The sequence below is a fragment of the Paenibacillus sp. J2R1T-4 genome (assembly GCF_059692235.1).
The window spans coordinates 25,594-41,259 of record NZ_JCAUBA010000014.1; the positions used below are offsets into that span (position 1 = coordinate 25,594).

Genomic DNA, 15,666 nt, shown 5'->3' on the forward strand with positions numbered 1-15,666 from the left:
GGAACAGGGCGGCTGAATAGGTTCAATCGTTGTCGTCAGTGGACACTCCCGAAAATACGCGTCCTATCAGGCTTTCTCAGCATCGCCGGACATTTTCGACACTGCAGGAACTTCGCCCGGATAAAAAAATGACCGCCCAAATGGACGGAATATTACGTGCGTATACTTGCCTTCCACATCGTTTTATTGCTGATTGCGGAAACTGGCCGGTGAATAACCAGTCATTTTCTTGAAAACCCGGCGAAACGTTCGTTCGTTGTAACCAACCTGCTCGGCGATTACGGAGATCGTCGTATCGGTGTGCAGTAGAAGTTCCTTGGAGCGTTCTACCTTAAGCTCGGCAACATGTTGAATAAAGTTATGGCCTGTATGCTTGTTGAACAGCCTGCTGAAGTAAGCGGGGCTGACGCCCACGTATTCTGCCATCGACGTAAGCGAATGATCGAGCTCCAACCGTCCCTGAACGTATGCTTTGGCTGCTTCGATCATGATTTTGCCCCGGTCGTCCGCCGCATCCTCGAATATGGGCAGCAGAACCGGGAACACCTTTTCTTCAAACCATCGCACCATATCTTCGGCCATCCGACAGGATAAAATGTGCTTCATCGCTTCCATTCCTGACAGCAACCTCGCTTGCTCCGGTGATAGCTCGTGTGTCTTGTGCGAAAGCTGCACGAACAAGGCATGAAACGATTCATAAACCGCCGAAACCGGATAACTGCGTTTCGTAACAGCCTGAACGAACTGTTCAAACTGGTGTCCGAATTTTTCCCGGTTTCCTTTTTGCAGTTCCTGTAACAACGATTGTTCGATCTCGTACGGATAGACGAATTCGTGCTGTAAGGCCGGCAAATCCGCAAATGCGATCGTCCGGTTTCCACCCACCATGACTCTCGTCGCGAGTGCTTCATCTGCTTCCGAATAACATTGGCGGATTCCGTCCATCCGGTCGCATATCGTTCCAATTCCGATCGAGCAGTCGAATTTCAAATAAGTGCTTACGGAAATCCGTACCGATTCGGCTAACTGATTGAGGACCGTCCGGCACTGTGTCGCTTTCGTCTCAATCGGTACTTGCGCGACAACAATTAACCGGGCCGCATCCGGGCCGAAGACGAAATAACCGTTCACATTGTGTTGCTTCATCATATCCTGGCAAATGCTCGATATAGCCAATAGAATGAGGTGTCTGTCATCCTTCTTAAACCTGCTGTACTGCTCGTAGTTTTCAGGTTCTACTAAGATGACGTCCCACCATGCATCGGCTTGAATGTCATACTGCAAAGCCATTTTCCGAAGTCGATCCGGCTGCTCGTTATCGTAATGCCCGTAAATGATTTGCATCATAAACGATTCGCGCAAAGAAAGCGTCTGTTTGCTAGATACGTCATGATATTTGCCGATCTCGTCTTTCAAGTTGCCCCAATGATTGCGTATGAGCGTCCATTCATCTATTTTCGTTCCTCCCAGTACAGATGGCGCTCCGGCTTCCTGCCTCAATAAATTGCGGATTGGCGCATAAAGTCTTCTCGAATTCAAGTAGATGAGCAGCATGCCCAAGATGAGCGAACCCAGACAAACGAGCGCTGTCATTTGCGCAACCTGCGTTTTTGGTGAAGTCATTACTGAAAGCGGAACATTGAGAACCGTCATCCATTCGTTCAAATTTGATTTTGCGTAAACCGTGTATAAGCCGGCTCCTGCATGCTTGAAAAAGCCCGCTTGCCCGTTCGTATCCAGATTCTTCTTCCAACCCTCCATACTATCGCCAAGGATGGAGCCAAGCTGAGACTTATCATTATGGGAGATGACTGTGCCCGTTTCGTCTAAAAGCATCAGGCTTCCCGATTTGAACCTTTCCGCCGCACGCAAGGTCGAATGAAAAGAACTTTCATCCACCTCGACGGTCAAATAAGCTCGCGGAGTATCGGTGAAAATGGGGAGCGGCTGCACGTAGGCAATGACGTCTTTCGAGCCTTTCTTCAGCATCATCCACTTTGGCTTGGACATGGATCCGACCGCATTGAGGAACGGGTAGCTGTCCCGCAAAGCGTCTAATTTCTGATACCCTTTCTCGCTGGACAGCACGAAGCGCTCTTCCAGTAAAAACAGATTGACCGTATTCGTAAACTCAATTGACCTTGACGCTGCGGTCAGCTTGTCCAGCAGATCGATCATTTCGACAAAATCGCGCCTATCAGTCTGGTACAAATATTGCTGCACGCCTGGGTCGAGCGTAATCCCACGAGATGACTTCGATATGGATTTCAAAGCGCTGTCGACGCGCTCCTGAATTTGTTCGATCATTTCGAGATTAGCCACGTTTACCTGCCGCTCCAAATGGTTGGAGACAATCGCATATGCCAATAAAGCGGCAAGAAGAATGGGGATGCATAGAGCAACAATCCCGAAGCCTAGCAACCTCCTGAAATACATTCCTCTTGCGAGAAACGATTGGATGGCATCTCTTATCGCATGCATGCTTCTCCTCCATATTCGTTACGTTAATGATTTCCTTTATTATAGCGACCATAAAAGCGCTTTGCATACTAATTCTTTAGAGCCTAAGCAACTCCGCTTTGCATCTCATCAGGTGCTCGTCCAAAAAATATTCGGTTCACTGCGTCCTTCTAGGAAGTTCCAATCATGCCCTCCGTGATCCGCGCTATCCCTTTTTCATAAACTCATATCTTTACTGTATATCATAAGAACGTTATACCCTTGCATTAGCTGATCCCCTTACTTTTATAAATAAAACACTATTCTTGTTCGCTCTTTCTTAGTTCATCGTCCATTACCTGAGCCAAATCACTTAATTCCTTCTGGAAATCCGTACCCCTTAACACAATTTGCTCCAATCCTCTTCGAAACGTTATTTGCGCATCAAGAAAATTTGCATTAAGTTGATGCAAATCTTTTTTCATATACGGTATAGAATCCATTTTAATTTTTAAATATGGATCTTCTTCATTGAATTCTAACACCTTTTTGGACATACCTATTCCTACGTTTCGAAAAAGCTCTTCACTTATTTGGTTTCTATCCATTGTAATAAATTTGAGAAACTCTAAAGCTAAATCTGGATTCTTTGATTTCTGTAAAATCCCCAAGCCAGCAGAAGTACCGAATATTGCACGTGATTTGTTCGCAAAAAATGGCAATACAGCTATCCCTATATTGTCTCGATTTTCAGGGGTAATTACAGAAAAAGTACTGAAATAGGTTATATACATTCCAACAGAACCGCTCTGCAATTGGATCATAGGATCTTGAGTAGGAGCAGGTAACGGATTAAAAAGGCCATCCCTGACTTTACTCGCATACCAGGAAATCGCTTCAACACTTCGTTCCCCATCCAGGTAACCTTTGTACGTTAACCCGTCTGGTGAGAGAATACTTCCACCATTACTAAGGGACAGCGTAGTTGCATTCAAATAAGGAAAAACAGTTGCAATTTTTTGCCCACCACTCTGTTTTTGTATTTTCTGTGTAGCGTCTGCAAGATCATCCCAGGTCCATTCCTTCGTCGGTTCCGGGAGTCCTGCATTCATGAATACAGACTTGTTATAAAATACAACCATTGGCGTTACACTGGTGGGGATCGCTAACTGTTTTTGATTGAAAGTTAAGTTAGTCAGCATAGGTCGTTCGAAATAATCTTCTAAATGGAAGTCGTTTCTTTTAGCAAGGATGTTAATATCATACAAGTATTCTTCCTTACCCAAGTCAGTAAAAAAACTCGGACCACCACTAACAATATCCGGCGAATTCTCCTCTTGGATTAAGTCGTCAATCCCTTTCTTGTAAGCAGCCGTTGTAAAAGTGTTTCCGTTGAAATAAACATAATTCACTGTGACACCTGGATGTTCTTTCTCAAACTGCTCTTTCGCTCTATCATAAAGCTTTTTTTGTTCTGGGAAGGCTCCATCCGTGTAAAAGGTTAAGGTTCGGGGCTCAATATTTTTTGAGTTACATCCCAGCACGAATAAAAGCATAAACACGATCACAAGACATAAGAAAGGTTTTCTCAAGTATAATCCCCTCCACTTATCTTTTATATATGGATAATTGTAACAATTATAATAGTTTACTACTATGTAGGATGTGTTCTAAAAGGGTGCCTTTTTGTTCGATTTTACGTATATATTAAAAAAAGGAGCTGCCGCTTGGCAACTCCCCCGTAATCGTTATCCTTCTGACACCTCTATGCTATTTTACTGCTCTGCCCTTTGATCCGCTTCTTCAGCGCGTTGCATAGCTTCCCGATCGTCCTCGTCTGCCAGTTCTACGGAAAACTCTACATCTTCATTCTTAGCAACAGGTAATTCTCCGTTTGCTTGTCTCGTTTCTTCTTGGTCCATCAGCTTCTAACCTCCGCAAGTATGATTTCGTATTCCAACTTTAACCTGGAATAGTATTAAACCATCTTAAGAAAATTATTCACCTTCACCGGTCCTTGATTTTAAGAGTTCTGTTGATGTAGATGTATAACCGATATCAGTTTCGTATAAGCGTAAAAAAACAAATCTCATCCAACCACCCTCTACATTATCAGGATCTATTGTGTCGGGAAATTCGTAAGTGTCGGTACAATCCCGTAGCATGATAACCCGATAATTATGATGCCGGGCACTCATACAGGTATGAAAAAAACATGATTTAATGTGAAATCCTACAGCTATAATAGTGTCTACTTGCCACGTTTTCAAATAATAATCAAGTACAGTTCCATGGAAACCATCCTTACCCGACTTTGGTATTATGGCTTCGCCTGGTAATGGTGTTATCAACTTATTAAATGAAGGAATTAAAGGCTTCCAACTGTTCTCCAGATACTGAAGACCATGAATCCTCCGAGTTACATCATTCGGTCCACCCACACCCTGAATAACGTTGTGTAAGTATATAATCGGCATACCTAACTCTCGAGCAAAACCCAGTGAGTTATAGATTTGATTCTCAATAATTGGGTCGTTTCCGCTTGATTCATCACAGTCTACTAATACGAATGCTGTTTTTTGAGCAATCAATTCAATTTTCAACTCTGGATCAGCTTTATATTTTCTAACAGGTACAATGAGAGAATTATTCATGGTATCCTCCGGCCCTCCTTGAAGTTAATAAAAAACCCCGCCATTAATTCTGCAGCAATATTTATAATTTATACGATATTTCCAATAGTTGGGTGATTAAAATTCATTATAACTGAAGTTTAAATGAGGCATAGTAAAAGATGGGGAATTCCCTATAATCCGGAGGTGATCTACGTTGACAACAAGTCGAAATCATCAAGAGGCGCACGGTATCGGACAAATTGAGGAGCAATTGAACCAGCAGGCGGAAGCAGCTGAAGCAATCCAAGGCGAAAATGAAACAGATCGTGAAATCGCTAAAGCGGCGAACCGCGATCCGCACACTTCACTGGACGAGATCATCGATAATTAAGTAGGAGGGGGTGATTAACCCCCGTCCCTTTTAATACTTAGGTCTTTCGCCTTCCATCAAGCAAAATATCCCTGCTCTTTGCTCCTTCACTACTGCTTTTCATGCCATCCTGGATGTCAGTGTTACCATGCCTACAGATAAGCCATGTTACTATTGTCTATTTGGACCATTTCATCACTCAGGCACTATTTAGCCAATTTGACTATCCCTTATTTCCGCATAATGAACCGATACTCCTCAATTCTAGCCCAATAACCAATAGTAAAACTTGTTATCCTAGAAAAATCCGTCTTTTTTGCCCATATAACCTATACTAGCACTGGCTAACTGATCTCAGATATTATAATTTGCGTAAATGACTACTTACACATAAAGTGTTGCAAAGCCGGTCCACTCAACGAACTTGGAGTGCCATGTGTTCTATATTTTGCCCACAAGATTACCTTCCACTAAGTTAGCGGTTCGAGAAAAAACCGGCGCAGTTCTTGCGCCACACGTTCCGGCTTGCCGCCTCTATTGGTATTGCCAGAGGCTCCATGATTAAGTCCGTGGAACTCAATCCGTTTGGCATGCGGCAAGAGCTTTACCAGGGCGTCAAGGGCGACTTTGAAGTAAGTCGGGCTCTTGCTGCTACCGAGTAAAAGCACCTCCGAGCGTATTGCCCTGAAGTTCTCCAGCATCCCTTCCGATTCGACGGCCAGCTGAAGGTCATAGTGCATCGTCGGAGCAAGCATCCTCATCGTTACGTAGTCTCCACCGGCCTTCTTATCCTCGCTTGCCAACATCATCTTCGTCAGTAGCTCGAGCAACCTGCGGGGGATAAAGTTGAATATTGGCGGCCCCATTTGTGAACCTATCATGCCTGTAACAAGAGCTGAGGCCACCTTGCCTTCAGCGATCTCCCTGTCATAGCGATTCAAGAAGTCTGTTGATACAGAGCCGTTGATTACGAGCGGCGGTTCAAAAATGACGGCTTTGTGTATGGCGGGTAGGGTGAGTGCCGCTTGAAGGCAGATAATGGCGCCTACGCTGACTCCAAAGACATAGTGGGAGCTCGTTTTATTAAGGAGGGCGTCCATATCTTCAATGTCCTTCTGTATGCAATAGTTATCGCAGTACGGGCCGCTTAGTCCGCGGCCACGGCGATCGGGCAAGTAAACTGTGAAAGAATCAGCCAGTGCCTCGGCGAGCTGCATGTGGCTTTGGGCCGACTCCATGGTGCCATGCACAACCACCAAGCCCGGACCGTGGCCGAGTTGGCGGTAGCTTATGATGGTACCGTCTTTAGAGGTTACAGAGTTGGTTGTATAGTGCACATGTGCTGCTGTTGTCGATTCATATTTGATCGGCATCGCTACCCCCGCACTTCTGTTATTGATTTCGCTTTAACTGGTTGAATGATGGCCAGTAAAAGAATGATATTAATTCCGATTTCACCGATTGTTCGGAACCAGCTGAGCGTGACCCATCTCTCCACACGAGCTGCAAGTTCAGGGGAATAAGGTTTTTGGGTGGCTGTATTCTCAAAAGCGATGATCTCAGGAGCAAAATAGGCAAAAGTTACTACCCGAATAGTTATATAAATACCAAGTACAATCAACAGGTAGAATCTCCGTTTATGACTCCTCCAATTGAGTATTAAAGCGATAATGAGAAAAATATTAGCAGCAATATGAAAAGGGATCCAAAAATCAGTTAGAGAGAGCCCGTTTGGTCCCTGAATCAAAGCAAGGGATGTGGGTGGTGATGCGCTCCAAACTGGAGCAACTATGATCTCCTCATATAGACCTCCCCCATTCAGTACACCAAAGAGCAAGACTGTTATAAACAATGATAAAAATGCCAATTTGTCTTTCATTTCGTATATCTCCTTCCAGATTGTTGTTGTAAGTTCAATTATTATATAGTTTATTTAAACTATATTATTCAAACTAAACTAAGTCAACTATTGTTTTCAAAATAATTTACATAAGCTATAATGAGTTGAATCTACAGCGTAAACAACATTCTTTGTAAATAGAAAGGAGCCGGGAACGGCATGCCCAAACCAAAAAGAAGCAATTTACTGGCTCTGGCCATCTTGTCTTTGCTGCATGAACGTCCGATGCATCCTTATGAAATCGGGGTTACAATGCGTCAGCGAGGCATCTCCGACAGCATCAAATTAAACACAGGTTCGCTTTACGCCGTTATCGACACTTTATTGAAAACCAACCAGATTCAGCCGGTAGGCACCGAACGGGAAGGTAAACATCCCGAGCGCACAATCTATGAACCTACATCAGCAGGAAGGGTTGAGTTCCTCGATTGGTTGCGTTCCTTGTTGCGCTTGCCTGTGAAAGAATATCCGCAGTTTGCTGCCGGGCTTTCTTTTCTAGCTCATCTGCCGCCACAAGATGCCCTTGATCTTCTGAAGGAACGATTCGCAACGCTTGTCAAACAAATACAAGACGTCCGTTCTTCAATGGAGGCCACTCTAGCGATGGGAATTGATCGGCTTTTTGTCATCGAACAGGAGTATTCATTGGCTTTACTCGAAGCAGAACGAAATTGGGTAGGTCAATTCATGAAAGACATTGAAGGTGAGGTCATAACGGAGTGGAAGAACGACCATTGGGTCTGGGCAATACACTTCAAAGAACCCTCCCAAGATTACTCAGAGGATGACAATAAAGGAACAACTTAACGAAGCCAGGCTGCCGATGGAATCCCCTCGGCAGCCTGATTTGTCATATTTGAAACTATTATATTCGTTAAGTCTATTAATTACTATTTACCCTTCTTAGCGCTTCTTCATAAAACGCCAAATTATCTTGTACCCATATCAGGAAAAGAATACTTATAATTCTCAGGCTTCTTATGTAATCTAATTAATTCATAGCCAAGCATCTGAGGTAGGTCAATCAAAGCACGTGTTTTTTCGTATAATTCTCTTTTCATTGCTCCGATTGGAGTTTCTCCAGACTCAATATGCCCTCCAGGAATCTTCATATGCTAGTTCCCACCTCTGCAGGGTTCTACTCATTTTGCTCATGAATAACATTAAGTTAAAAGGAGAAGTTTCTGGCACGACTTTTCAAGTCATACCTCCACTCGATATTCAACGAGTGGTGCCTTGCCATGATCTGACTTAATAAAGAAAGGAACAAATAACACATGACATTCATGATTATCCTGTGGGTCCTTTCGTTCATTGCATTGTTTTGGGTTTGGAGTGACGCATCAGACAAGAGAGGGGGAAACATAGGTTGTCTGTGGGCTCTTATCGTTTTGGCGCTTGGCCCTATTGGATTAATTGCCTATTTGATTGTACGCAATTCGGATTAGAAGTTAGTGGAACCACCTTAACTAAGCGATTGGCGTTCCATTTACAACAATGACATCCGGTTGCAAAAGAACTACGTCCCCTTCTCCAGGAACTCCGCCCAGAACTAGCACTTCAGATTTAAATCCAGCGATACGTTTGGGCGGAAAGTTTACTACAGCTACAATCTGCCTTCCCACTAATTGTTCAGGTTTGTATCTTTCTGTTAATTGTGCTGAAGAGGATTTTATTCCCATACTTCCAAAATCAATTTCTAGCTTAATTGCTGGTTTTACTGCTTCGAGGAAATGCTCGGCTTTTATTATGGTACCAATTCGAATATCTAAAGCAGTAAAGTCCTGATAGTTAGCCATACTTACCTCCAACGACGGAATATCATGCTACATATTGCTGACCCAGAGTGGTTTGTCTTCTTTTAAAATATGCGGAATCATTTCCTGAACAAGATATGGTAAAACGTTAATCTCCTTAAGGTTGTCCAGTGTTGGCTCAATCCAGAAAAACTCAAGATGGGATTCCAATGATTGAGGGGAAACACCAGCGACCAACTGTTTACTCTTCACTTCAAAAAGGTGGTTTATTTCATGATAATTGTTATCTTCAAGGCCAAACTCAACGACTCCAAGAAAACGTGTAATTTCACAAGAAGTAATACCTAATTCCTCTTCTAATTCTCTTTTTAATGCAGTTTGTGCACCTTCTCCTAGTTCAATACCACCACCAGGTAAAAACGAATGAGCTCCTTTCATTCGTGCGATCAAAATTTGATTATCACTAATTATGATTGCGCGTGCAATGTGACGAAACTTTACACTCATTTGGATCAACCTCCCTATATATCAACCATTCGGAACATTTCCTCAATCATATATTAAAGGGAAAACAACATCATTAGGAATAACGATTATAATTAATAAATATCGTAATATAAACCATCAATAATAGCCCGTTTAAGTGAAGTAACGTCTTTTGTTCTATGTGTAGTGATTATTGTTATAAATAAAATAGTAGGAGGTGTAAAGTTATGGCGGAAATTAAAATATTAGATGATGGACCATTATTGGTAAGCGGAGTTACCTTGATTGATGGAGAAGGAAACCAACTGGAAACAAAAGACAAAGTTTATCTCTGTCGTTGCGGGCTGTCATCCAACAAACCATTTTGCAACGGTGCCCATAAAGGTAAACTCGAAAGTAAGGTAAGAGCTTAACCCGTTTTTAAATTCAAAATGGACAGTCAATAGACGTGACTGCCCATTTTTTTATTTGTTACTTTAGAGAATTTCTTTGTCAAAAATTAAATAGTTAATCACGGTAAATGACGATGTAACACGTCGCTCCCTTCGTAGAATGCCTTGATCCGCTCACGTTCTTCTTCAGTAAAGCGCTTAAGTGGTTGACGGACGGCCCAGGATGCGATAACTCCCTGCAAATATAGGATATATTTCTCATATGGAATAACATCGAATTGAATCATATTCGCAATCACTTCGTTTGCTTCCGATTGCATGGACTGCAGTGTTGGTATATGTGGCTGCTCTTCCCCCGCAATCATCCCATACATTTGCGCAAACAAGCCTGGCATCATGTTGAACGTACTGCCTATCGCTCCGTCCGCTCCCGCATAAGTGCCCCCCATATAAACCTCATCATGTCCATTAAAGATCAGGAACTCGCTGCCGCATCTCGCCCGAATTTGCTGCATCTCAAACAAATTCATCGATGTGAATTTTAGACCGATGCATTGCGGATTACGGCTCATCTGCTCGTAGAACTCCATAGACAGGCTGACACCTGTGGCTCCGGGGAAATGGTAGATGATCATCGGCAGTGAGACCGCGGCCATAATGGCCTCGTAATGCTGACTAATTTCTTCAATCGTCACCTTGTAGAAGAAAGGAACGACTGCCGATACCGCGTCGACGCCTTGCTTTTGCGCGTGTTTGGCAAGCCGGATCGATTCCAGGGTGCTGATACAGCCGACATGCGCAATAATTGTAACCCGACCGGCCACCAATTGAACAACCGTCTCCAATATTTGCTCCCGCTCATCGCTTGTCAAAATAAATCCTTCGCCCGTACTTCCCCCCACATAAAACCCATGGATGCCCTGACCAATTTGATGCTCCACCAGTCTTGCCAAAGACTTGAAATCGATCATGCCATTCTCATACATCGGTGTCAGCAACGCTGTAAAAATACCGTGAAACGCGGAGTGTTGTTCTTTGTTTTTAGTCAACCGATTATTTCCTCCCTTGGCGCCAAAGCGCTTGCTGTTAACCTAGTTGATATTGATATTACCGGATAAGGGGGTTCCGAACGTCTGGAATACCGCATCGGCCGTTGTGTCCGTGCCTTTCCAGATCAATAACGATAGGAATTGATCCTTATGATCTGATGAATCAGGAACACGAGTCATCATCCGAACCGTATAGGTTTCTCCTCCGGATTCAGCTTTGCCCTGTAAATACGCGTTGTCTCGCGACACAATCTGCCAGTCGACACCTGTAATTGTGAGCTCTCTACCCTGTGGTTCCGCATGAATCCCATGCTTCTTAAGCTTCACGTTATCGCCATCATCCAATTGCACATACAAATGTACTTTTTTAGCCCGCTCCCCCATAAAATGGCTGTTCGCAATATCGAAAAACCCGTTTATTTTAAACTCGCTTGCTCCAGGATCGTAAACCACAATGTTGGATACCGTTTCAGTCTCTTTATAGTACAGGTTGTTCAGCAGTTGTGTCTTAACCTGATAATACCCGGCAGGAAGCCTTATTGGGATTGAGAGGTGTCCGCTGGCATCGGTCGTGTAAGTGCTCCCGGTTACCGTAGCGACCAACGGATTAAGCCCACCTTCAGGGTTTACTTCAGACAGAACGAATTGTACTGGAAGACCTTCTAATGTTCCGTAGCTGCCGTCCTGATCCTGCAAGACTGATACTCCCAGAATAAGTCCATCATTCACATTGGTTATTTGGTTGCCTGTATAAACAACGGAGACGTCTTCCTTGGTAATCGTTATTGCACCAAGCGCCTCACTGCCTTGATAGAAAGCTTCTTGGTTTCCACCATAGATGGCCTTTACCTGAATATCCCAACTACCTGTATCGCCAGCAGCGCCTTGGTCGATCTTGTATTCGATAGTTGCTACTCCCTGCGCGTCCGTTTGTTCCGTACCTACATGAACGCCATCCACAAGAAAGTCTATACGTTCTCCAGATATCGGGTGTGCGCTCTCGTCCTTCAGCATTGCTCGCAATTGAACTTCATCACTGTATGCACCAACAGCATTGTGCACTTCCAGTACCGTAGCAGCCGGCTCCCTTACCCATTGCATCGTTCGGAATTTACTTGGCGCTTTGCCATCCCCAATCCCGCCTCCCCATTCGATATAGCCTCTTCTTAAATTTCCATCGTTTTCGTTGACCAATAGTGAAAAGCTCATGACTCCACTCTTCGTTTGGATCGGAATTAATTCGGACCAAGGCAAAGCCAACTCGTACATCGTCATCTTCTGTCCTTCATCCCTGGTCACCTGCAGCTCACCGTTTGAGACTACTCCCTTTGGAACCCCTGCAGGTGTAATCCACCGATGAATTTGAGGACCAACCGAGGTTTGTGAAATTCCATACTCATAATAGTTCGGTTCCTCTCCGGGCAACCCGTTCGAAATCGCAAACTGGATACTGTCGTTGTTCCAAATGTTCACATCGGTTGCTGGAAAAGCATGAATATTATCTTTGATTCTCGCAGTCAAATAAAAATGATCCATGTCGAAGTTCAGCCATACGGAACCGCTCAAATCCCCCGCCCCATTGTAACCGGTGACTTTCACATTCCCTTTCGAAAGCTCTATGGTAGGCGGCTCAGCCACGATAAGCGGATCGGGAATTCCATCTACATGAATCGATTCGGTGTAAATAGGATTGAATTCGATTGATCCTGCATAGGAGTGAGTTTTGTTGTTTCCGTAATCTACAGTTACGTTCGACGTATAGCTTTTCCCTAACTCGATACCTTGCAGTACAATATCAAATACCTCGATCGTATCAGGCTGAACCACTGCGTTCAGTTCCTGATTGCCCGATAAAGTTCCTAGCTGCCAATCGACACGATGTACAGGCAATCCGTTTACCTTCGAGTAATTTTGGATTTGCACTTTGATCGCTTGACTAAGTGGTTCGGTATCGTTAATTATTGGACGAATTTGAATCGACTCTGACGGAGTTACGGCAGCAGCGTGCTGCAGCAGTCCAATGGTTTGCCCACCTGTTTTCAATACTCCCTTTATAAGCCGGGTCCCAGGTTCATCCAGCCCTTCTACGACAATTTCCTCAATATTTGTTTGTCCAGGGACAGCATCCAGAGAGTATTGTTGGCCTTCTATTTCCAATGTAAAGTTAAGTGTTTCAGGTGACGAATTGTTCATTTCCACCTGTAGCGTCACCGGTTCACCTGCTATGGCGCTACCGCCGGAAACTCTAATCGTTGCATCCTTATATATACCTTCGATCTCACCTTTGATATAGAGAGGTTCCCCCGTTAAGGTTAAGTAAATGCTGCCATTAGATGGCGTAAAAGTTTGCACATTCCCCATCATGTCTGTGATTTCAACCGGCTGATTTGTCCGAATAACGGTCGATGCAGGCGTGAGTGACCACACTACCCTGTGATTCTGCCCGTTTTTATCAAACAAATAGCTTTTGAGGCCTTGCTCAAGCGGCTCTTCCCTGATGAATTGCGCATCTGTAAGCTCTCGTGTCATCGCTGCATAGGCTGCATAGGCGGGCTTAGGGGTAAAAGCACCTAACGGGTCCGTCGCATTTCGGAGAATCCCGAAGTTGTCTTCATTATAGTCGGGACGAAGCCCATCGTTCACCAGATCATACCAATATATTTTTTCAACTCCGTTTGAAATCGCTGCTACGTAATAGCGGACCAAATAGTTCGCTTGCGTAATTTCATCGATCCCATTCGCTGCCTTGAAGGTCGGATATCCGAATTCCGTTATCCAAATCGGTTTTTCTTCACCGTTATTGTATTGGCGCATTAAAGCCTTGATTTTCTCCAAGGAATCGGTCAAGCCTTCCGGTTCATTCGGGTACCGGTAAGGATGCAGTGTAACAGCGTCCAAATATTGCAGCCCACCAAGCTTGAATACCTCCTCAATCCAGCTCACAGCGTCCTCAGAAGCAACGATACCATGGACTGGGAATTCGGGATGCTCGGCTTTGACCGTCTCATATGTCTTTTTCAACAGTTTGAAATAATAATCTGGCTTGGAATTTGCAGGACTGTTGCCTCTTTTGCCGAATCCGCCATGAAACTCATTGTAGGCTTCCATCGCGATCAGCTGGTCTTTGTAATGATCAACATAAGCTTCTGCATAATTGGCTAAGCCTTCGCGACCTTGATCGGTGTAGGGTGTCGCGTTATTGTCATAAAAAGGATTGTTATAAGCTGCGACGAACAGCATTCCAAGGTCGTGCTCTTTCAGTTCAGCCATATAATCATCTGGGACGGGGCTGAATGTATAAACCCCTTTGGTTTTTTCAATATTATTCCATTCAACGCCATCCCGAACGGATTTCGCGCCTGCTTGTTGGATTAAGGGAACTGTATTTTTTTGTCCCCGGTGCAAGTGGGTCGCAATCCCGAACGGCGAATCTGCCACAGCACTGAAATCATAAGGGGACAGAACGGCAAATGATGTCTCCAATTCAACGGGCTGTTGACCTTCCGATTCAACAGTTGCATGGAATTTGAAATAACCACGCTTCGAAAAAGGAACGTTGACCATCACTTTCCCTCGATCATTTTGACCGATTCCTTCGGAAATTTTGGCCCCCTTCATATCATAAACCTTCCAGGTAACGTTCGGCAGCAGTGTAGCTACCTTGAATTGGATCGGTTCATTGTCGAGAAACACGTTTCCAGTTTTCATCTGCTTCAGCTCTGTTTTCGGTATGGTCACGGATACGAATGGGCCGTCGTTGCTCCATTGATTTTGGCTGCTTCCGGCCTCGATTCTGAATGTGTATGTTTTTCCGATATCAATAGCTTGTATTGGATAATGCCACGAATCTCCAGTTACTGTCTCAATCAGCTTGCCGTTTTGAAAGATCCGGTAATTAGTTACGCCTGCAGGCGCGGCAGCTTCCGACCAATTCAAGTTAAGACCTGTCTGGTCTAGCTGAGTAACCTGTAAGTTGCTATTAGAAGGCCACAGCGGAGCAGCTTCATTAGCGCGTGTGCCTGACAAAGTCAGATAGGGTTGATTCGCAGTACTCTCTTTACTGTTGATATGGATCAGCGCCCCGCCCTTGGCCTCTTGGGTAAACCCGAAGCTTGCGGTCTGGTCTTTGGCCAACTGTACCTTCACGAAGGCAGTTACGTCCACTTGGATCCATTTCCAGGTCAAGCCCACATTCACATTCGCCAAATAGTGTTCCATGGCAGGCTTATAATTCCAAGTCGTCATATGCTCGGTCCACGCATCGTCTTCAACGCCATATAATTGGAATGCCCATGGACTGCCATTGGAATTGTTTAACGCTGCATAGACGTTTAGTTTTGCCGCTCCAAGTTCCCCGGTGTAAGAACTCAAGTCGAATTTCATATAGGATTCCCGGGTGTAATTCGGATCGCCAGTCCAAGTTCTCACCTGAAGAGTCGGAACTGTTCCGTAATTTAGATTGGCGGACGAGCCCGCATTCAAATAAGTATCAGCTGATGGAGGTATTTGGATGCTCCCTGTCCCAGAAGCGTTAATCAAAGCTCCCCCACCCAGGCTGGACATAATTAACAAGAACGCAAAGACAAAAATCAGAAAGGTGCGGGTAATCGACCTTTTCCGTTGCCATGTCATCATATAAAATCACTCCTTGTTTAATT

Annotated in this window: 14 protein-coding genes; 3 read left to right on the plus strand and 11 right to left on the minus strand. The window is 44.4% G+C overall.

The window, feature by feature from the left end; all coding sequences use genetic code 11:
- Positions 1–183: 183 nt before the first annotated feature.
- The 4 genes from AC58QD_RS21605 to AC58QD_RS21620 form a co-directional block, all read right to left on the minus strand.
- Complete coding sequence (locus tag AC58QD_RS21605; RefSeq protein ID WP_497337083.1) at positions 184–2,481, minus strand: helix-turn-helix domain-containing protein; 2,298 nt, start codon at positions 2,479–2,481, stop codon at positions 184–186.
- A 278-nt stretch (positions 2,482–2,759) separates the two neighbouring features.
- Positions 2,760–4,031, minus strand: a complete 1,272-nt coding sequence (locus AC58QD_RS21610; protein ID WP_497337084.1) for an ABC transporter substrate-binding protein — start codon at positions 4,029–4,031, stop codon at positions 2,760–2,762.
- A 183-nt stretch (positions 4,032–4,214) separates the two neighbouring features.
- Positions 4,215–4,361, minus strand: coding sequence for a YfhD family protein (locus AC58QD_RS21615; RefSeq protein WP_497337085.1), 147 nt, complete (start codon positions 4,359–4,361; stop codon positions 4,215–4,217).
- Between the two features lie 75 nt (positions 4,362–4,436).
- Positions 4,437–5,093 carry a cysteine hydrolase family protein gene (locus tag AC58QD_RS21620; RefSeq protein WP_497337086.1) on the minus strand — a complete coding sequence of 219 codons (657 nt, stop codon included), beginning with the start codon at positions 5,091–5,093 and terminating at the stop codon, positions 4,437–4,439.
- A gap of 175 nt (positions 5,094–5,268) precedes the next feature.
- Between AC58QD_RS21620 and AC58QD_RS21625 the strand changes: the two genes are divergently transcribed.
- On the plus strand, positions 5,269–5,445 hold the full coding sequence (locus tag AC58QD_RS21625; protein ID WP_497337087.1) for a hypothetical protein: 177 nt from the start codon (positions 5,269–5,271) through the stop codon (positions 5,443–5,445).
- 449 nt (positions 5,446–5,894) lie between these two features.
- Here the strand turns inward: AC58QD_RS21625 and AC58QD_RS21630 are convergent, their stop codons facing one another.
- The gene (locus AC58QD_RS21630; RefSeq protein WP_497337088.1) at positions 5,895–6,797 is read right to left on the minus strand and encodes an alpha/beta fold hydrolase; all 903 of its coding nucleotides are present in this window, start codon (positions 6,795–6,797) and stop codon (positions 5,895–5,897) included.
- 2 nt (positions 6,798–6,799) lie between these two features.
- Positions 6,800–7,303, minus strand: coding sequence for a hypothetical protein (locus AC58QD_RS21635; protein ID WP_497337089.1), 504 nt, complete (start codon positions 7,301–7,303; stop codon positions 6,800–6,802).
- 180 nt (positions 7,304–7,483) lie between these two features.
- On the opposite strand from AC58QD_RS21635, the gene AC58QD_RS21640 reads away from it, so the two are divergent.
- The gene (locus tag AC58QD_RS21640; RefSeq protein WP_497337090.1) at positions 7,484–8,131 is read left to right on the plus strand and encodes a PadR family transcriptional regulator; all 648 of its coding nucleotides are present in this window, start codon (positions 7,484–7,486) and stop codon (positions 8,129–8,131) included.
- Positions 8,132–8,253: 122 nt separating this feature from the next.
- Here AC58QD_RS21640 and AC58QD_RS21645 read toward each other — a convergent pair whose 3' ends face one another.
- The 3 genes from AC58QD_RS21645 to AC58QD_RS21655 form a co-directional block, all read right to left on the minus strand.
- Entirely contained in the window at positions 8,254–8,436 is a 183-nt protein-coding gene (locus AC58QD_RS21645) for an NUDIX domain-containing protein (protein WP_497337091.1), read from the minus strand.
- Positions 8,437–8,793: 357 nt separating this feature from the next.
- Positions 8,794–9,123 (minus strand): chaperone CsaA, encoded by a 330-nt coding sequence (gene csaA, locus AC58QD_RS21650; RefSeq protein WP_497337092.1) that lies wholly within the window; start codon positions 9,121–9,123, stop codon positions 8,794–8,796.
- 27 nt (positions 9,124–9,150) lie between these two features.
- Positions 9,151–9,588, minus strand: coding sequence for an NUDIX domain-containing protein (locus AC58QD_RS21655; protein WP_497337093.1), 438 nt, complete (start codon positions 9,586–9,588; stop codon positions 9,151–9,153).
- A gap of 206 nt (positions 9,589–9,794) precedes the next feature.
- Here AC58QD_RS21655 and AC58QD_RS21660 point away from each other — a divergent pair, with 206 nt between their 5' ends.
- A complete protein-coding gene (locus tag AC58QD_RS21660; protein ID WP_497337094.1) occupies positions 9,795–9,980 on the plus strand; it encodes a CDGSH iron-sulfur domain-containing protein in 186 nt (61 codons plus the stop codon).
- A 98-nt stretch (positions 9,981–10,078) separates the two neighbouring features.
- Here AC58QD_RS21660 and AC58QD_RS21665 read toward each other — a convergent pair whose 3' ends face one another.
- The gene (locus tag AC58QD_RS21665) at positions 10,079–11,008 is read right to left on the minus strand and encodes an N-acetylneuraminate lyase (RefSeq protein WP_497337095.1); all 930 of its coding nucleotides are present in this window, start codon (positions 11,006–11,008) and stop codon (positions 10,079–10,081) included.
- Between the two features lie 42 nt (positions 11,009–11,050).
- The gene (locus AC58QD_RS21670) at positions 11,051–15,643 is read right to left on the minus strand and encodes a CBM96 family carbohydrate-binding protein (protein ID WP_497337096.1); all 4,593 of its coding nucleotides are present in this window, start codon (positions 15,641–15,643) and stop codon (positions 11,051–11,053) included.
- Between the last annotated feature and the right edge of the window lie 23 nt (positions 15,644–15,666).